This is a genomic window from Nocardia sp. NPDC051981 (assembly GCF_040680715.1).
Lineage (GTDB): Bacteria > Actinomycetota > Actinomycetes > Mycobacteriales > Mycobacteriaceae > Nocardia.
The window spans coordinates 173,542-191,160 of record NZ_JBFAXK010000007.1; the positions used below are offsets into that span (position 1 = coordinate 173,542).

The 17,619-nt window shown below is 69.2% G+C and carries 19 protein-coding genes; 8 read left to right on the forward strand and 11 right to left on the reverse strand.

Annotated elements, in window-relative coordinates; all coding sequences use genetic code 11:
• The first annotated feature begins 43 nt into the window (after positions 1–43).
• Positions 44–1,141 (forward strand): D-alanine--D-alanine ligase family protein, encoded by a 1,098-nt coding sequence (locus tag AB0L60_RS16015; protein WP_364613607.1) that lies wholly within the window; start codon positions 44–46, stop codon positions 1,139–1,141.
• A 108-nt stretch (positions 1,142–1,249) separates the two neighbouring features.
• On the forward strand, positions 1,250–1,549 hold the full coding sequence (locus tag AB0L60_RS16020) for a DUF6191 domain-containing protein (protein ID WP_354837870.1): 300 nt from the start codon (positions 1,250–1,252) through the stop codon (positions 1,547–1,549).
• Between the two features lie 44 nt (positions 1,550–1,593).
• Here AB0L60_RS16020 and AB0L60_RS16025 read toward each other — a convergent pair whose 3' ends face one another.
• On the reverse strand, positions 1,594–2,409 hold the full coding sequence (locus tag AB0L60_RS16025; RefSeq protein ID WP_364613611.1) for a DUF3515 domain-containing protein: 816 nt from the start codon (positions 2,407–2,409) through the stop codon (positions 1,594–1,596).
• A 171-nt stretch (positions 2,410–2,580) separates the two neighbouring features.
• Here AB0L60_RS16025 and AB0L60_RS16030 point away from each other — a divergent pair, with 171 nt between their 5' ends.
• Genes AB0L60_RS16030 through AB0L60_RS16040 form a run of 3 tightly spaced genes read left to right on the forward strand, consistent with a single transcriptional unit; the run spans position 2,581 to position 4,535 of the window.
• Entirely contained in the window at positions 2,581–3,516 is a 936-nt protein-coding gene (locus tag AB0L60_RS16030; RefSeq protein WP_364613614.1) for a thiamine-phosphate kinase, read from the forward strand.
• A gap of 47 nt (positions 3,517–3,563) precedes the next feature.
• The gene (locus tag AB0L60_RS16035; protein ID WP_364613617.1) at positions 3,564–4,241 is read left to right on the forward strand and encodes a uracil-DNA glycosylase; all 678 of its coding nucleotides are present in this window, start codon (positions 3,564–3,566) and stop codon (positions 4,239–4,241) included.
• Positions 4,242–4,274: 33 nt separating this feature from the next.
• Positions 4,275–4,535, forward strand: coding sequence for a hypothetical protein (locus AB0L60_RS16040; protein WP_364613620.1), 261 nt, complete (start codon positions 4,275–4,277; stop codon positions 4,533–4,535).
• Here AB0L60_RS16040 and AB0L60_RS16045 read toward each other — a convergent pair.
• Positions 4,519–5,055: a GNAT family N-acetyltransferase gene (locus tag AB0L60_RS16045; protein ID WP_364613623.1), complete on the reverse strand. Its 537-nt coding sequence runs from the start codon at positions 5,053–5,055 to the stop codon at positions 4,519–4,521. The genes AB0L60_RS16040 and AB0L60_RS16045 overlap by 17 nt on opposite strands.
• 73 nt (positions 5,056–5,128) lie before the next feature.
• Positions 5,129–5,320: a 50S ribosomal protein L28 gene (gene rpmB, locus AB0L60_RS16050; protein WP_011210730.1), complete on the reverse strand. Its 192-nt coding sequence runs from the start codon at positions 5,318–5,320 to the stop codon at positions 5,129–5,131.
• Between the two features lie 301 nt (positions 5,321–5,621).
• Between rpmB and AB0L60_RS16055 the strand changes: the two genes are divergently transcribed.
• Complete coding sequence (locus AB0L60_RS16055) at positions 5,622–7,364, forward strand: DAK2 domain-containing protein (RefSeq protein WP_364613626.1); 1,743 nt, start codon at positions 5,622–5,624, stop codon at positions 7,362–7,364.
• Positions 7,365–9,635 carry an ATP-dependent DNA helicase RecG gene (gene recG / locus AB0L60_RS16060; protein WP_364613629.1) on the forward strand — a complete coding sequence of 757 codons (2,271 nt, stop codon included), beginning with the start codon at positions 7,365–7,367 and terminating at the stop codon, positions 9,633–9,635.
• 4 nt (positions 9,636–9,639) lie between these two features.
• Here the strand turns inward: recG and AB0L60_RS16065 are convergent, their stop codons facing one another.
• The 5 genes from AB0L60_RS16065 to AB0L60_RS16085 form a co-directional block, all read right to left on the reverse strand.
• On the reverse strand, positions 9,640–10,365 hold the full coding sequence (locus AB0L60_RS16065) for a hypothetical protein (protein ID WP_364613632.1): 726 nt from the start codon (positions 10,363–10,365) through the stop codon (positions 9,640–9,642).
• Between the two features lie 97 nt (positions 10,366–10,462).
• Positions 10,463–10,678, reverse strand: coding sequence for a DUF397 domain-containing protein (locus tag AB0L60_RS16070; protein ID WP_364613635.1), 216 nt, complete (start codon positions 10,676–10,678; stop codon positions 10,463–10,465).
• Between the two features lie 321 nt (positions 10,679–10,999).
• Entirely contained in the window at positions 11,000–11,335 is a 336-nt protein-coding gene (locus AB0L60_RS16075) for a hypothetical protein (RefSeq protein ID WP_364613638.1), read from the reverse strand.
• Positions 11,336–11,401: 66 nt separating this feature from the next.
• Positions 11,402–12,823, reverse strand: coding sequence for a short-chain fatty acyl-CoA regulator family protein (locus tag AB0L60_RS16080; RefSeq protein ID WP_364613641.1), 1,422 nt, complete (start codon positions 12,821–12,823; stop codon positions 11,402–11,404).
• 217 nt (positions 12,824–13,040) lie between these two features.
• Positions 13,041–14,255 (reverse strand): DUF445 family protein, encoded by a 1,215-nt coding sequence (locus AB0L60_RS16085; RefSeq protein WP_364613644.1) that lies wholly within the window; start codon positions 14,253–14,255, stop codon positions 13,041–13,043.
• 98 nt (positions 14,256–14,353) lie between these two features.
• Here AB0L60_RS16085 and AB0L60_RS16090 point away from each other — a divergent pair, with 98 nt between their 5' ends.
• The gene (locus tag AB0L60_RS16090) at positions 14,354–15,271 is read left to right on the forward strand and encodes a helix-turn-helix domain-containing protein (RefSeq protein ID WP_364613647.1); all 918 of its coding nucleotides are present in this window, start codon (positions 14,354–14,356) and stop codon (positions 15,269–15,271) included.
• Here AB0L60_RS16090 and AB0L60_RS16095 read toward each other — a convergent pair.
• From AB0L60_RS16095 to AB0L60_RS16105, 3 genes are all read right to left on the reverse strand, one after another.
• Entirely contained in the window at positions 15,234–15,410 is a 177-nt protein-coding gene (locus AB0L60_RS16095) for a DUF1737 domain-containing protein (RefSeq protein ID WP_364613650.1), read from the reverse strand. The two genes, AB0L60_RS16090 and AB0L60_RS16095, sit on opposite strands and share 38 nt — an antisense overlap.
• Before the next feature lie 40 nt (positions 15,411–15,450).
• Complete coding sequence (locus tag AB0L60_RS16100; RefSeq protein WP_364613653.1) at positions 15,451–15,846, reverse strand: hypothetical protein; 396 nt, start codon at positions 15,844–15,846, stop codon at positions 15,451–15,453.
• A gap of 271 nt (positions 15,847–16,117) precedes the next feature.
• The gene (locus AB0L60_RS16105) at positions 16,118–17,575 is read right to left on the reverse strand and encodes a serine/threonine-protein kinase (protein ID WP_364613656.1); all 1,458 of its coding nucleotides are present in this window, start codon (positions 17,573–17,575) and stop codon (positions 16,118–16,120) included.
• Positions 17,576–17,619: the final 44 nt, after the last annotated feature.

Genomic DNA, 17,619 nt, shown 5'->3' on the forward strand with positions numbered 1-17,619 from the left:
CGTGTAACACTGCCGCCATATTCGACCGGGTACGGTTCGGGGCATGACCAACAGGACCAGGGTGGCGGTGGTGTTCGGCGGCCGCAGCAACGAGCACGGGGTGTCGTGTGTCTCGGCACGCACCGTGCTGGCGAGCCTCGATCCGGAACGGTACGAGGCGGTTCCGATCGGCATCACGCGCGACGGCACCTGGGTGCTCGGCGACGCGGATCCGCGGGCGCTGTCCGCGCAGGATCGGGCGCTACCCGCGGTCGACGAACGGGGCACCGCGCTGGTGCTGACCGCCGATCCCTCGCGCGGCGGCGCACTGGTGCCGCTGGACGGCGCCGACACCGTGCTGGGCGCGGTGGACGTGGTGTTCCCGGTGCTGCACGGCGCCTTCGGTGAGGACGGCACCCTGCAGGGTCTGCTGGAGCTGGCCGAGCTGCCCTACGTGGGTCCGGGCGTGCTGGCCAGCGCGGCCGGGATGGACAAGGAGTTCACCAAGAAACTCCTTGCGGCCGAAGGTCTTCCGATCGGTGTGCAGGTGGTGCTGCGGCCCGGCATGGCGACGGTCGCCGACGCCGACCGGGCCCGCCTGGCGCTGCCGGTCTTCGTGAAGCCCGCCCGCGGCGGGTCGTCCATCGGCATCACCAAGGTGGACAGCTGGGACGAGCTCGACGCCGCCATCGAGACCGCGCGCCGCCACGACCCGAAGGTGATCGTGGAGGCCGGCATCGTCGGCCGCGAAGTCGAGTGCGGCGTACTGGAATTCCCGGACGGCCGGGTGGAAGCCAGTGTGGTGGCCGAGATCCGGATGCCCGAGGACGACGCCGAGGCGCCCGCCTTCTACGATTTCGACACCAAGTACCTCGACGACGTCTGCGAGTTCGACGTCCCCGCCAAGCTGGATGACGATGTGTCCCAGCAGATCCGGGAGCTGGCGGTGCAGGCCTTCCGGGCGCTGGACTGCCAGGGCCTGGCCCGCGTCGACTTCTTCGTGACCGCCGACGGTCCGGTCATCAACGAGATCAACACCATGCCCGGGTTCACCGCCATCTCCATGTACCCGCGCATGTGGGAGGCCACCGGCATCGACAACCGGACGCTGGTGAGCACCCTGATCGAGACGGCTCGCGCGCGCGGCACCGGCCTCCGCTGACCGCCGTCTCCGTCGGCCCGGTTCATCAATTCGGATGAGGGACCGGGCCGTTCGCATGCGACCTGCGGACGACGGCGGCCGCCTGGGGCCGGGCGTAGCCTTGATCAGGTGATCGTGGCTCTGACGATTCCCGGCCTGGCCCTGCTGATCATCGCGGTGGCCTTCGCCGATGTGGCCTACCGCAGGGTGACCGGGCGCACCGCGCTGCCGTGGATGCGAGCCGAGGATGGCGACCGCAGCGCGGCGGCCATCGGCCTGGAGCAGTTCGACGCGGCATTCAACTCGGCCAAGCGGCACGAGATGGAGCAGCGGCAATCGGTGCTGATGCACCGGGAGAACCCGGGCGACGGGGACGAGGGTGTGGAGATCGACCTCACGGCCGGGAAGGCCACGCTCCGCAAGCTCTGACGGTTAGAGCGGGCACCGGCAGATATCTGCCGGACCGGCCGCCGTCAGTTCGGGATCGGGTTCGGGTCGATCGGCTTCTGCGGGATCGTCTGCTGGATGGCCGCCGAAATGTCCTGCAGCGGAGCGGGTCCGGCATTGTCGGGCATGGTCAGCGCGATATAGATGCCACGGTCCACCGCCCAGTAGGTGCCGGAGGTGACACCGCTGGTCTGGTCACGCACCTCGAACCAGTTGACGCCCGAGTCCCCATTGACCGCTTTGCTGGTCTGGATCTGGTTCATGCTCGAGGACTTGACGAATTCCAGCGGCCGATCCAGGCCGCAGCGCACCACGATGGGGTCGCCGCCGTCCGGCAGCTGCCAGGCGTGCGTGGCGGGCGGCGCGGGCTGCACCAGCTCGGAGGTGGTGTAGTCGCCGATCTTGTCGGGCAGCGCGGGCATCAGGGCGGTGCACTCCGGGCCAGACGCGGTGGGCGCGGGCACGGCGCCCAGGACCAGCGGGTCTCGGCTGTGATGACGATTGGCCAGCACACCCATGACGAGCAGTCCGACGACCAGCGCGACCGGGAGGGCGACGGCGGTGGCGATGAGAGCCGGTGAGCGGCGGACCTCATAGTCCTCGTCCGAGTCCTGGCTCGCGGCAGCCTCTTCAACGGCGTCGGAATCCTTCGACTCCGCGGCCTCCGAGTCCTTCGACTTCGCCGCCTCCGAGTCCTTCGACTTCGCGGCGTCTGCGGTCTCCGCCGCCGTGGCGTCCGTGGCCGCCGCCGTGGCGTCTGCGGCCTTCGCCGCGTCGGCTTCGGTCGCGTCGGTGCGCTCCGGCGTGGTGTCCGGTTCGGTGCCGCGGGTGTCGTTGCTCATCCGGTCGTCGGTCCCCGATCGTGGCGTGCCGGGCACGCGTCCCGGCTGCTGGTCGTCGATTGCGGGTTCGAGGGTACCGTCGAGCGGTCAGGCGTCCGCATCACACTCGTCCCGAAGGAGACCGCCATCACCGCCAGCAGCAGGCCGCAGTCCGTTCCGGCCGCCCGCACCGTGGGCGAGCTCGGGGAATTCGGGCTCATCGCGCTGGTGAACCAGGGGCGGACGCAGACGCCGGGGGTGCTGCTCGGTCCGGGCGACGACGCGGCGGTGATCGCCGCGCCCGAGGGGCGGTTCGTGGTGACCACCGACATGCTGGTGCAGGACCGGCACTTCCGCACCGACTGGTCGAGCGCGCACGATATCGGCCGCAAGGCCATTGCCCAGAACGCCGCGGACGTGGTCGCCATGGGCGCGGTGCCCAGCGCCTTCGTGGTGGGCCTGGGCTGCCCGTCGGACACCCCGGTCGAATTCGTGCGCGCGCTGGCGGATGGCCTGTGGGCCGAGGCCGGGCGGGCCGGGGCCTCCATCGCGGGCGGCGATATGGTCCGCAGCCCGCTGCTGATCATTTCGGTGACGGCGTTCGGCGATCCACGCCGCGCGCCCATCAAGCTGTCGGGGGCGCGGCCGGGCGACGTGGTGGCGGTGGCCGGGCGGCTGGGCTGGTCGGCCGCGGGGCTGGCGGTGCTGACGGCCGGGGCCGACTCCGCCGAGTTCGCGGACGTGGTTGCCGCGCACCGGGTTCCGCGGCCGCCGTACGACGCGGTGCTGGAGCTGCCGGACACCGCGGAGATCACCGCGCTGACCGATGTGTCGGACGGGCTGCTCGCCGATCTCGGGCATATCGCCGAATCCTCCGGTGTGGCCATCGATCTGGCGGCGGCGACGCTGGCCGATCCCGAACTGGCGGCGGTGGGGAAGGCGCTGGGAGTCAACCCCCTCGACTGGATTCTGACGGGCGGCGAAGACCACGCATTCGCAGCGACTTTCGCCGATTCGGGCGATGTGCCGGAGGGCTGGGTGCGCATCGGACAGGTCCGCGCCGGCGCGGGCGTCACCGTCGACGGCACCCTCCGGTCCGGACCGGCCGGTTGGGAATCCTTCGCATAGCCGGGTCCGGTACCGCGATGAAACTCGACACGATAAGTTTTCCCGACATGGGTGCGAAACCACTGTCGGAAGTCATCGATACGGGCTGGGCCGAGGCCCTCGAGCCGGTGACCGACCGCATTGCAGCGATGGGTGAATTCCTGCGAACCGAAAACGCCGAGGGGCGTGGCTATCTCCCGAAGGGGGAGAACGTGCTGCGGGCCTTCCAGCGGCCGTTCGACAAGGTGCGAGTCCTCATCGTCGGCCAGGATCCGTATCCGACACCGGGCCATCCGGTGGGGCTGAGTTTCTCGGTGGCCCCGGATGTTTCGCCCATTCCACGCAGCCTGTCGAACATCTACTCGGAGTACTCCAAGGATCTCGGCTTCCCGACACCGGCCAACGGTGATCTGTCGCCGTGGTGCGATCAGGGGGTGCTGATGCTGAACCGAGTGCTGACCGTGCAGCCGGGCCAGCCGGCCTCGCATCGCGGCAAGGGCTGGGAAGCGGTGACCGAGCAGGCAATTCGCGCGCTCGTGGCCCGGGACCAGCCGCTGGTGGCGATTCTGTGGGGCCGCGACGCCTCGACATTGAAGCCCATGCTGGGCAGCACTCCGTACATCGAATCCGCCCATCCCTCACCGCTGTCGGCTTCGCGAGGATTCTTCGGTTCTCGGCCTTTCTCCCGAACCAACGAATTGCTGGGTACCCTAGGGGCCGCGCCGGTGGACTGGCGTCTGCCGTAGCGCTGATCCGTTACCTGATTCAGGAGCATGTGTATGCAGAAGAAGACTGCCCGTGGTGTTTTCGTCGCGCTGGCCGCGGGTGCGGCGCTGGCCGCGGCCCCGGCCGCCGCGAACGCCGAGCCGTTGACGCTGGACCCGTACGTCCCCGATGCGACGACCACCACGGTCACCCCGGTCGGCAGCCTGCTCGACACCAACAGCGTGAGTGGCCTGTCGTCGAACGTGACCTCGCGCCTGGCGTGCGTGGTGCAGTCGATCAGCCAGCAGGTGGACTGCATCAACGGCGCGTCGTGATCCGGGGCGTCGGGCGCCGGTCCTCGTCGCGCGGCGCCCGGCGCACCATCCGCACCTGCATTGCGGGACTGAAGGCTTCGACTCGGCGTTCCCCGTCGAGTTCGAAGCCGTACTTCTTGTAGAAGGCCTGCGCGCGGGGGTTCTCCTCGAACACCCAGAGTGAGGTGTCGGCGTCGTCCGGCAGCACCGTGCGCATCAGCTCGTCGGCGAGGCCGGTGCCGTAGTAGGCGGCACGCACGTACATGGCATTGAGTTCCCGTGGCGTGGGCGAGTTCTCCTCGGCCGCGGGGCCGGCCGCCGCGAATCCGACGACGGTGTCGTCGACGACGGCGACCCACACGTGCCCCGGATACTTCACCCGGACCCGGTCCCAGGCCGCGGCGCGCTGATCCACATCGAAGGCGTCCAGCACGTGCTGGGGGATCAGGCCCTGATACGCCTCACGCCAGCAGGCGACATGGCAGGCGCCGAGACCGGGGGCGTGCTCGGCCCCGAGCGGGACCACCCGCCATTCGCTCATGCGTCCTCCCACTGCAGACAAAAGCCCCGGATCACCCAATTCTGGGTGCCGGGGCTTCTGTGGAAAAGCTGATTCAGCCGCGAACGACCTTGCCCGCCTTCAGGCAGGAGGTGCAGACGTTCATGCGGCGGGTGTTGCCGGGGGCAACCTGGGCGCGCACGGTCTGGATGTTCGGGTTCCAGCGACGGTTGGTGCGCCGGTGCGAGTGCGAAACCGACTTACCGAAGCCGGGGCCCTTGGCGCAGACGTCACAGACGGCAGCCATAGTCGCGAGCTCCTTCATGTCATAGTGGGACGCGCTGCACGGTGTACAGCGTGTCCGAAAGCCTAATGTCTTGGACGTACCTACCAGCTAATCGCTGGTGAACGCGGACCGATACCTGAGAGGGCAGGACCGTGCCTGCGTGAGGCAACCGCACAAGAGTAGCCAACCCCGCCCGGGCGTGTCCAATCAGCCCCCCGGGCACGGTTCCGTATGCGGCGTACGAATGCCAGGTGGCGGCGTGGTGTCGGTTGCCCCGACTAGGCTGGCGGCCGGGATTCCACGACGCGAGAGGACGGTGACGGTGCCCGGGGTAGCGGACGCGTTCGACGGTCACGAGGGCCTGGATGGAACTGCCCTGCTGAGGTGGGGCCGGCTCGTCCTGACCGCCCTGGAACGCCACCGGGACGAGATCAACGCCCTCAATGTCTTCCCCGTCGCCGACTCCGACACCGGCACCAATCTGCTCAGCACCATGCGGGCAGCCGTCAGCGGTGCCGAGTCGGTGCGCACGAACGAGCCGAAAGTGCGCACGAACGAGCCGGAGCTGTCCGCTCGGGCGGTTGCCACGGCCATGGCCAGAGCGGCGACCATCGGAGCGCGGGGCAACTCGGGGATCATCCTGTCCCAGGTGCTACGCGGGATAGCGGACGCGGTGGCCGCGGGGCCGCTGACGGAACAGGCGCTGCGGGTGGCGTTGCGGGAGGCCGCGCGGCTGGTGCGGGAGGCGCTGAGTTCGCCGGTCGAGGGGACCATGCTCACGGTGCTGGAGCGGGCTGCCGAGCGGGCGGCCGACTGTTCGGAGCGGGATCTGGTCGCGGTGGCGCTGGCGGCGGCCGATGGAGCGGCCAAGGCGTTGGGGGAGACGCCCACCCAACTGGGGGTGCTGCGCGAGGCCGGGGTGGTGGACGCCGGGGCGCGCGGATTGCTGGTACTGCTGGACGAATTGGTGGCGGCGGCCGGTGGGCGCGCGCCGGCGCGACCGGCTTACCGGCGTGGCGCACCGGAGCAGCACAGGGTGAGCGCCACGGGCGAGCTCGACGCGGAGCCTCCGAGCGCGCGGCCGGGAACAGCTGCCGGAGCGGCGTCGAATCTGGTTGTCGCGGTGGCGAATTCGGCTGTGAGCGGCTCGTTCGGCCGGGCGGCGGTGGCCGCGCCGCACTACGAGGTCATGTTCCTGGTGCGCGGGACCGACGAGGAGCGGATCGCCGCCCTGCGGGATCGGCTCGGCGCGCTGGGTGATTCGGTGGTCGTCGTGGGTGACGGGTCGCAGACCTGGTCGGCGCACGTGCACTGCGCCGATGCGGGGGCGGCGGTCGAGGCCGGGCTCGAGACGGGGGCGCTGAGCGGGATTCGCATCGAGACGCTGACCGTGTCCACCCATGCCTCCGGCGGGACGGATCGGGCGATTCTGGCGGTGGCGGCCGGGGCGGGCGCGGTGCGGCTGTTCGAGGACGCGGGCGCCGTGGTGCTGGAGGGCGAGGTGACGGCGGACGTGCTCCTCGAAGCGATTCGCGCGGTCCGGCAGCGGGAGGTACTGGTGCTGCCGAACGGAGCGCTGCCCGCGCACGAGCTGGTGGCGGTCAGTGTGGCGGCGCGGGACGGGCAGCGGGAGGTGCTGATGCTGCCGTGCGGGTCGATGGTGCAGGGGCTGGCGGCGCTGGCCATGCACGATACGGGGCGGGCCGCGGCGGACGACGCCTTCGCCATGTCGGAGGCGGCGGCCGGGACACGGTGGGGGGCTTTGCGAATGGCACCGGAGCGGGCGCTGACCATGGTGGGGATGTGCGAGGCGGGGGACGGGCTCGGCCTGGTGGGCCACGATGTGGTGGTGATCGATCCGGATGTGCGGGCGGCGGGACGCACGCTGCTGGACCGGATGCTCGGGCTGGGCGGGGAATTGGTGACCATGCTCATCGGATGCGATGCGCCGGAATGGCTTTCCGCTGATCTGGCCGGGCATGTGGCCGCGGGTTTCCCGGGTGTGGAAGTAGTGGTGTATCCGGGCGGGCAGGCCGGTGACCTGGTGCAGATCGGGGTGGAATAGATGGCGACACTGGCGGATCGGCTCGACCACGTGCTCGGGGTGAAGGCGGCCGAGGGGCTGCAGGAGCACTTCGACATGCAGACGGTGGAGGACCTGCTGCGGCACTATCCGCTGCGCTACGCCACCCAGGGGCAGCCGCTCACCGAGGAGGCGCCCGAGGAGGGCCAGCACATCACGGTGATGGGCCGGGTCACCAAGACCGAGCTGCGTCCCATGAAGAACCGGCGCGGCAGCCTGCTCAAGGTGAACCTGGACACCGGCGGCGCGCGCCCGGTGGAGATCACCTTCTTCAATGGCGACAAGGTGCGCTATCTGGTGAAAGAGGGTGTGCGGGCCATGATGTCGGGCACCGTGCACTGGTGGCGGCCCGACCGCTGGAACCTCTCGCACCCGGACTATCTGATCCTGCCGGAAAAGGGTGACGGATCGATCGAGAGCCTCACCACCGTGCACGGTGGCGGTGCGTTGCGCGGCCTGGCACAGAGCGCGAAAGGCGCGGGGGGAGTGGATATCTCGTTCTTCGAGCGCGAATTCATCCCGGTGTACCCGTCGACCGCCAAGGTGCAGAGCTGGGATCTGCTGCGCTGCATCCGCCAGGTGCTCGACCAGCTCGACCCCATCGACGATCCACTGCCGGAAGCGCTGCGGACCGAGCACGCGCTGTTGCCGGTCTCCGACGCGCTGCGCCTGATCCACCTACCCGAGCACAAGGCCGATATCGAAGCCGCCCGCGGCCGTTTGCGTTTCGACGAGGCCATGGCCCTGCAGCTGGTGCTGGCCGAGCGCCGCCATCAGGTGGAGGGCCGGGCGGCCAAGTCGTGCCCGCCGCGCACCGACGGCATCGCGGCCGCCTTCGACAAGCGGCTGCCGTTCGAGCTGACCGAGGGGCAGCGCGCGGTCATCGACGAGATCTCCGCCGACCTGTCGCGCAGCCATCCCATGCACCGGCTGCTCCAGGGTGAGGTGGGTTCGGGCAAGACCATCGTGGCCCTGCACGCCATGCTGCAGGTGGTGGACAACGGCCAGCAGTGCGCGCTGCTCGCGCCGACGGAAGTTCTTGCGGCGCAGCACTATCGGTCCTTGACGAAGATGCTCGGCGATCTCGGCAACGCGGGGGAGCTGGGCGCGGCCGACCAGGCCACCAAGGTGGTGCTGGTGACCGGCTCCATGTCGGCGGGCCAGAAGAAGGCGGCGCTGCTGGACGCGGTCACCGGCGAGGCGGGCCTGGTGATCGGCACGCACGCCCTGATCCAGGACAATGTGGAGTTCTTCGATCTGGGCATGGTGGTGGTCGACGAGCAGCATCGTTTCGGCGTGGAGCAGCGGGATGCCCTGCGCGCCAAGGCCAAGGACGCCGCCAGCCCGCACCTGCTGGTCATGACGGCCACCCCGATTCCGCGCACCATCGCCATGACCACGCTGGGCGATCTGGAAACCTCGGTGCTGACCCAGCTTCCGCGCGGCCGCTCCCCGATCACCTCGAAAGTCGTTCCCGCCAAGGTGAAACCGGCGTGGGTGGATCGGGCGTGGGAGCGCATCGGCGAGGAGGTGGCGCAGGGGCGTCAGGCCTATGTGGTGTGCTCGCGCATCGGCGACGAGGAGGAGAACGGAAAGGGCAAGGGCCGCAAGGCGAAAGCCGAGGAGGAGAAGGAGGGACCCACCACCCACTCGGCGGTCGACATGTACGAGATGCTCGGCTCCGGGGCCTTCAAGGACCTGCGGGTGGGCCTGCTGCACGGCCGGCTGCCGACCGATGAGAAGGACCGCGTCATGCGGGCCTTCAATGACGCCGAGATCGACGTGCTGGTGTGCACCACGGTGGTCGAGGTCGGTGTCGACGTCCCGAATGCCACGGTCATGGTGATCGTGGACGCGGATCGTTTCGGCGTGAGCCAGCTGCATCAGCTGCGTGGCCGCGTCGGGCGCGGCAAGCATGCGGGACTGTGCCTGCTGATCACCGAGACCAATCCGATGGGCACGGCCATGGCCCGGTTGGAGGCGGTCGCGGGCACCACCGACGGCTTCGAACTGGCGGTGCTGGATCTGCGGCAGCGCCGCGAGGGCGATGTGCTGGGCGCGGCGCAGTCGGGCACGGCCCGTAGCCTGCGCCTGCTGTCGCTGCTCGACGACCTCGAAGTCATCACGGCCGCACAGCAGCTGGCGCGTGAGATCGTCGAGTCCGATCCGGGCCTGCGGAACCATCCCGGCTTGGCGAGCATGATGCGCGCGGCCGTGGACGGCGAACGCCTGGAGTATCTGGCCAAGTCCTGACGGCTCAGCCGTCCATGGGCTCCGGGGTCAGCTGCGCCAGTTCGTTCCACCGGGCGAGTTCTTCGTCGTGCGAACCCGTGAGTGTGGCCTCGGTGACGTCGACCGCGGCCGCGTCATCGCTGTCGCCGTCGCGGGTGAGCAGCAGCAGCGGCCAGATGGGCCGGCCGGGTTCGGCCCCGTCGAACGGCTGCCAGGTCCAGGGTCCGCAGAAGCGCCACGCGCGCCCGCCGGCGTCGGCGACCTCGTCGCCGATCTCCAGGAAGGCGTATGGGCGGAACCGTAATTCGACGCGCCGGGGGATGTCGTCCTCGGGGTCGAACGCGGCGCCCTGATCGTCGAGCTCCGGATCGACGGACTGTCCCGCGCGCAGGTAGACGACTTCCCGCCGCGGCCGCGGCAGCCACCCCGTCACGCGTGGCGGATCGAAGTGCCGCACGGCGACGACGTGGACGACGGTCGGCGGAATCCCGATGCGGCAGTCGGCCTCGGCGGCGAGTTCCCCGGCGGCGGGCTGGATCCGGAACACTTCCCGTTCCCATCCGGGCGCGTCCGGCCCGGCCGCCACCGCTACCACGCCGTTCCACCGCACTCCGTCGCTCGCCGGATCCACGGCCCACCACGGCCATTCGACGAAGACGTCGTTCGCCGTCACCTCGGTTACCCGCGCCGCGGTGAACGGACAGGACAGCTCGAGGATGTCGCCAACCCGGTATTCGAACGCCACAGCCACCGAACCTAACTCGTTCCCACCCCCGCCGTCGCATTCCGCGGGACCGGCCGGTCTCGGGTACCGATGCCGGACGGGTGGGTGCGGCGCGTCCGGAAAGTCAGCCGGCGGCGGGGAATTCGTCGGCCTTCACGCCCTGGATGAAGGCTTCCCACTCCCGGACCGTGAAGAGCAGCACCGCGCCATTGCTGCCTTCCTTGCTGTGCGCGACCACGATGCCGCGGCCGGGCCAGTAGCCGACCTGGACGCAGCTGCCTTGGGGGCCGCCGGCCGTCCGCAGTTGAAGTTCTGCGGGCAGATCTGCCTGGGTGATCATGGGGGCGGTTCCTTTCGTCCTTTCACAGGTCGGGTCGGACGCGAGGCGAGGAAGAGCAGCCGGGGTCCACGATGCGGGACAGCGCCGTCTGGCATCGGCTGAACGAATGCGAACAGGGGTCCGGAGACGGCCGGATGACCGATTGTTCGACGGTGTTCACACTACCGGGTAGCCGCTGGGTGCGCGCCCGATCGATTGCAAATCGGTGACCCGTCATGGGGATTCAAGATCGACGGCTCGCCACGGGTACAGACACGTTCGCCCGTACGGAATCGGCGATGCCGTCCGTATGGGCGAACAGGGATGCTGCCTGGCGGATTCTCACACTTCGAGGTCCTCCTCGATGCCCTCGAGGCGGTGGCGGGCCATGGCCAGGTTGGCGCGGCCGCGGTCCAGGGCGAGATAGAGGAACAGGCCCTTGGATTTACGGCCGGTCATCGTCCGGATGACGGCCGCAGCCGCGCGGGCGCGCCGCCAGCCCTCGGCATCGGTCAGCCCGGCCGTCATCGCCATCCGGTCCAGCCCCGTGGCGCGCCGGCATTCCGCGGCCACGATCGCGCCCTCGACGAGATGAAATGCGCCGTCGCCCACGGTGAGTGCGCCGGTGCCGCGTTGCTGCTCCTGCCGCCGTAGTTCGAGGACGAGTTCACTGTCCATGATCGTCCTCGGAACCGGGGAACTCGGCGGTAGCCGGGCGGGCGCTCGGCGCGGTATGCGGGAATCTCAGCGGGGCAGACGGGGATACGGCAGATCCGAACTGGTGTGCTCGCTGATCGCCAGCGGCCGCCCGATCTGCGGGAAGGCGCGCTGGGCGCAGCCGGGGCGCTCGCACACCTTGCAGCCGGCGCCGATGGGCGCGGCCGCGGCCGGATCGTCCAGCTCCAGGCTGCGCGAATACACCAGCCGGTCCGCGTATTCGATGTCGCAGCCCAGCCCGATGGCGAATTCCTTTCCGGCCGTGCCGAATCCGGTCGGGGTGGGCGCGGTGGTGCGGGCCACCCACAGGTAGCGCCGCCCGTCGGGCATGGCGGCGATCTGGGACAGCATGCGGCCGGGATGGTTGAACGCCTCGTGCACCACCCACAGCGGACAGCTGCCACCCACCCGGGAGAAGTGGAAGGCGGTGGCGGACTGGCGTTTCGAGATATTGCCCGCGCGATCGGTGCGGATCAGGAAGAACGGCACCCCGCGCTGGCCCTGCCGCTGCAGGGTGCTGAGCCGATGGCAGACGGTCTCGAAGCCGACCTCGAAGCGCAGGCTCAGCAGGTCGATGTCGTAGTGCAGCTCCTCGGCCGAGCGCAGGAACTTGCTGTACGGCAGGACGAGCGCGCCGGCGAAATAGTTGGCCAGCCCGATCCGGGCCAGGGTGCGGGATTCGCCGGTGAGCGTGGGACTTTCGTCGAGAACCTCGTCGAGCAGGCCGCCGTGCAGCAGGAAGGCCAGGGTGGTGGCGATCTGGAAGGCCCGCTGCCCGGGCCGCAGCCGCCGGGCCAGGGTGAGGGTGCGGGTCTCGGGCTCGTAGTGGCGCTTGGGGATGTTCGGATCGGCGCCGTCGCCGCGGACCAGGACGGTGACCCCGGCGCGCTCCTCCGCGACCCGCGCCAGCTGCCGGTCGAGGGAGCCGATGGTGAGACCGCTCTCCTCGAACAGTCGCTCCGCCGCGAGATCCAGCTGGGCGATGTGATTGTGGTGATCGTAGAAGAAGTCGCGCACGTCCTCGTAGGGCATGGGGACGCCGGGTGCGCCGGTGGGGGTGGCCACCTTGGAGGACAAGAGATCCAACTGGTCGGTCGCGGCACGCAGTCGGCGATGCATGGCCACAACGATTTTCGCGACCTCGGGCATGCGGGTGGCCAGGTCCTCGACCTCGGCCACCGGCGCGGCATTGCCGCCCGCGGCCTCCACCAGGATCTCGTGCAGGTCCGAGACCAGCCGCGCGTCGGAGTCCGCGGCGAAGAACTGCACATCGAGGTCGAAGGTGGAATTCAGTTTCAGCAGCACGGGAATGGTGAGCGGCCGCTGATCACGTTCGAGCTGGTTGAGGTAGCTGGGGGACAGGTCCAGGGATTTGGCCAAGGCCGCCTGGGTCATCCGCCGTTCCTCGCGCAACCGCCGTAGTCGGGCGCCCGCATACATCTTGCGCACGTGCAGGATGGTACCGATTCGGCTTCGCAAACATCGCAATTTGAGGAGACGCGCCGCAACTTCGCCGACCCTGCGTCGCACTTCGCCATGGCGGAAGGCCTGCGTAGCATGCGAATTCGGTGCTACGAGCGGTTGTGCGCGCGAGCCCCCATCGTACGACCAACCCGACGCCGCCGAGGGGGAACGAGGTCCGGAATGTACGCCGAAATCGGCGGGCTCACCCCAGAATCAGGTGAACCTGGAGTTCGCCGACCAGGAACCCGAGCACCGCACCGATGGCCACCAGCTTCCATTCGTCCTGTTTGAACGCCGGGCGCAGCAGGCCCTCGTACTCGTCGTCGGTGAGTTGCTTCGTCTTCTCGATGACGAGGTTGCGCACATCCAGGGCCTCGATGGCGTGCTGATCGAAACCGGAGTGCGCGGCGGCCTTGACGTGATCGAGCACGAAGGTGACCGCATCGCGTTCCAGGGCGGTGTAGCTGTCGCGGGCGACCATCATCATGAGCGGCCGGGCCGGGCCGGTCTGTAGTTCGAGGAACTCGCTGGCGTGCCGGCTCAGCAGAGAGGCCAACCGGTCGGCACGCTCGCCATTGAGGACGGCCTCGAGAATGCGTGCGGGGGTGAGGATCTCGGTGGCGATGAGATCGCCGTAGTCGGTGCAGACCTGCTCCCGGCGCTTGTGGAACAGGCCCTGCCACTTGAACGGTCCGATACCGACCGGACGGATTGGGCGGAAGATCATCTGCAACGCCAGCCAGTCGGTGATCAATCCGGTGAAACCGCCGAAAGCGGGCATGAGCAGCGGGGAGTGGGTGAGCGCCCAGGTGATCATCTGTACGAAGCCCAGCACCGTGCCGAAGATCAGGCCCGAGCGCACGATGAAGCGCAGCTCGTTGCGGCCCACCCGGCGCACCATCTCCACCAGCAGCGACTTGTCGTCCACCAGCGCGCTGATGGCCATGCCGCGCAGATCCATCACCTGGTAGATATTGGTGCGCAGGTCGTGGACGATGTCTTCGATCAGCTGCGGCAGATCCCGTTGCGCGCGTTCGATGATGGCACGCCGGGCGGCGTCGGGCATGTTCACCCAGAGCCGGGGCTGATGCTTCATCATCATGGCGCGGACCATGTAGTCGACACCAGCGTCGAGGGGTTCGCGCAGCCGCGTGGTCAGCTCGGCGACATCGATGCGGGCGATGATGTCCTGCGGATCGATGAGCTTGCCGAACATGAGATCCACCGCGATGGTCGCCATGCGCGGCGCGGAGCGTGGAATGACGCCCTGCCAGCCCAGCCACGGTGGGATGCCCTTGAATTCGAGCGGATACATCAGCATCTGTACGGCGACGATCTTGGTCACCCAGCCGATGAGGGCGGCGACGAGCGGGATGGAGCAGTACAGCAGCCAGTGGTCGGCGAAATCCGCGATCAACCCTTCACCCCGGTGGTTGCCATGCCCTGCTCCTCGGTGCAATTATTCGTATTCAGCCGTGCGGCTATTTGTGCCGCGGCTCAGGCTAGGAGACCTGCGTGCCCACTGGCAAGACCGAGAGCTCACCGCCCACCCAGCGCGTGATCTCCATCGTGGAACTGCTGGCCGCCCAGGACGACTCGCTCACCTCCGCCGAGATCGCCGACAGCCTGGACCTGAACCGCTCCACCACCGGAGCGATCCTGGCCGCGCTCGCCGAAGGCGGCTGGGTGCGCCGGCGGCCCGATCTGCGCTATGAACTCGGCGAGCGGCTCGCCGCGGTCGGGGCACGCGCCGCGCTGGGGCAGCGCGATCGCGCCTGGCTGGACCGGGAGTTGGCGCGGCTGGCCGATCGCGTCGACTGTGGTGCGGCGCTGACCGCGCTCAGCGGCGGCCATCTGAAGTTCGTCGCCGTCACCCGCGACCGCCTCACCGTGGGAATGGAGTCCGGCGTACGGATTCCGCTGCTCGCGCCGGCCGGGGCCGCGATCATCGCCCACACCGGCGCGGCCCGCCAACGGGATTGGATCGACACCCGCGGGGCCGAGCGACGTGACGAATATCGCGCCGTCCTCGATACCCTGCGCACCGCAGGCTACTGTGCCTGGCGGCTGGAACGCGACAGCCTTCCCGGAGTCCGGGTGCTCTCCGAGGTCGCCGACCACCTCGCCGAACATCCGGGAAACACGGAGCTGCAGGGCAAGGTCCTGGCGCAGCTGGCGACCTTCGGTGGCAGCGCCTACGACCAGCAGACCTTCGACAGCGACGCGACACTGCCGCTCAGTTATATGAGTGCCCCGGTTTTCGACGGCGGCGGCCACGCGGTCATGGAATTACAGATCGGCCCCCTGCGCGAGGATGTCACCCGCACCGAACGCCGCCACTACCTCACGGAATTGTCCGCGGCCGCCCGCCGCATCGGCGACGGGCTCGGGCCCGTCAGTCATCGCCCCACACCACCGCCTGCGCGGCGATGACCGCGGTGCCGTTGAATGCCACCCCCGGTGATCCGTGCAATCGATACCCCTCGTCCAGCAGGGCGCTGATCCGCTCGCAGAAGGTCGCGTCGTCGGGCCCGGTGATCAGTCGATAGCGCAGTCGCGGTTGCTCGGTCATGACGCCAGCCTAGGGACGGCCGATTCCGCAGGGGCGGGCGCTATTGCATGTCGCGGGTGGTCGCGATGAGGAATTGGATGGTGTCCTGGACCTTCTGGTCCGTCATCTTCAGTGGGACCGAGCTCGTCGCGGCGATCTTGTCATCGATCGCCAGCATCCCTTCCCAGGTCCCGACCCGGGTCAGGTAGCTGTCGTCCGGGGTGCGCCAGACGTCCTCACCGAAACCGTCCAGGCGCTGGTAGCGGGCACCGATCGGGTCGGTGTGGTCCGGCTTGCGCATATTGCGGACCGTCAGCCATGCCACGTAGGGGGCGCGGCGCTGCAGGTTCAGGTAGCAGGATCCGGTGGTGTCGATCGAAGCGTCGATCGTGCCCTGGCTGAGTTCGGCCACCTGGACCTCGGGAACGCCGAGCGTGTTGTGGAAGAAGTCGATCATCCGCGTGCACAGATCGCGGTTCGAATGCGCGGAAGTCGTTGTGCTGGAACTGATTTGGGTTCCTGGAGACGATCCGCATCCCGCCAGCACCAGCATGGCCACAACTGGCAGGCACCGGACCCCCCACCGCTTTCCGATCACCTCGACCTCCTGTCCGGGCCGCAGCGTAACAGCACCGGCGGGTCCGGCCAACCGGGCTGGCGCAAGTGCGCCGGGCCGCCCATCAAGCGCCACAACAACTCTCGATGCGGAGGACGTCGACCGGGCTCGGTCAGAGCACCTTCACGATCGCGGGCACGACCTTCTGGACCAGGACGTCGGGGGAGCGGTCGGTCCAGGTCTGGAAGGACTGGACGGTGGCGGGATCGTCGACGATCACCAGCCTGGCGTGGGAGAGGCTGGAGGAGAGGAAGCTGCTGGGCAGGCCGCGCAGGCCGCCGTTGCCCGCCTGCCGGTCGGTGCGCACGACGATCACGATGTCGACGTCGGGAACCGAGACGTCGGAGGGCGACAGTGGGCGCGGCGACGCCTCGCCGGGCTGGGCGCGGTAGTCGGTGCTGTAGCGAAAGCCGATGTCCACCAGGAACTTCGCCTGATCGCTGGTGTCCAGGTCGGCGGAGAGGCTGCCGTCGCCGAAGTTGAACGCGGCGACGGTCTTGTTCTGGAAGGTGGGGTGGGCGGAGCGAACCTGATCCAGCGCATCGGTGTGCACGGTGGTGGTCGCGCCGGTCGAGCCGCCGGACTCGTGGTCGGTGGCCACGAAGGCGGTGATGACCGAAATGCCGAGTAGCACAACGATTGCCGCGATGGCCGGAGCGAGCCACCGCCGTCGGCGCGGCTCGGGGACGACCGATGCGCCGGACGGCATCCGGCCCTGCAGTGCCAGCGCCGCGTCACGGGTGAAGTCGTGGCAGGTGGCGTAGCGGTGGTCCGGATCCTTGGCCAGCACCTTGGCGATGACCGCGTCCAGCGCCGGCGGCAGATCCGGGCGCAGCGGGCTCAGCGCGGGCGGCGGCTCCTGGAGGTGACCCAGGGTGGCCTGGGCCAGCGAGGTCACCGGGAACGGGGTGCGGCCGGTGAGCAGTTTCACGAACGCGCAGCCCAGGCTGTAGATGTCGCCGCGATGGTCGAGCGGCCCGGCGACCAGGCGTTCGGGCGGCGCGTAGGCCAGCGTCGCCATCAGGCTGTCGGTGGCGGTGAGCTCGCGGCCGTCGGTGATCGATTTGGCCACACCGAAATCGGTGAGCAGCACCCGCTCCTCGCCGCCGGGCTCGTCGTCCGGTTCACCCGGCGAGAGCAGGAAGTTCGCGGGCTTCACATCCCGGTGCAGCAGCCCGCGCCGGTGCGCGTGGTCGAGGGCCTTGCCGACCTCGGTGATGATGCGCAGCGCCCGCTGCGGTGTCATGCCGGCGGGGTTCTTCTTCAATTCCACGGCGGCGTCGGTGCCGGCCACGTACTGCATGGCGATCCACAGCCGGCCGTCCTCCTCGCCGCGCGCGTAGACCGTGACGATATTCGGATGATCCAGTTCCGCCGCGAGATTCGCCTCGCGCTCGAACCGCGCCCGGTAGTGCTCGTCGTGGGACAGATCGGCGCTGAGCACCTTCAACGCGTCGAGCCGCCGCGGGAACATCGGATCCTGCACCAGATACACGGTGCCCATCCCGCCACTGCCGAGCACTCGGATCACCCGGTGGCCGCCCACGATCGTGCCGGGCCGCAACGGCATGGACATCCTCCCTCAGCACTGCCGGGATCCCGACCCTTTCGAAT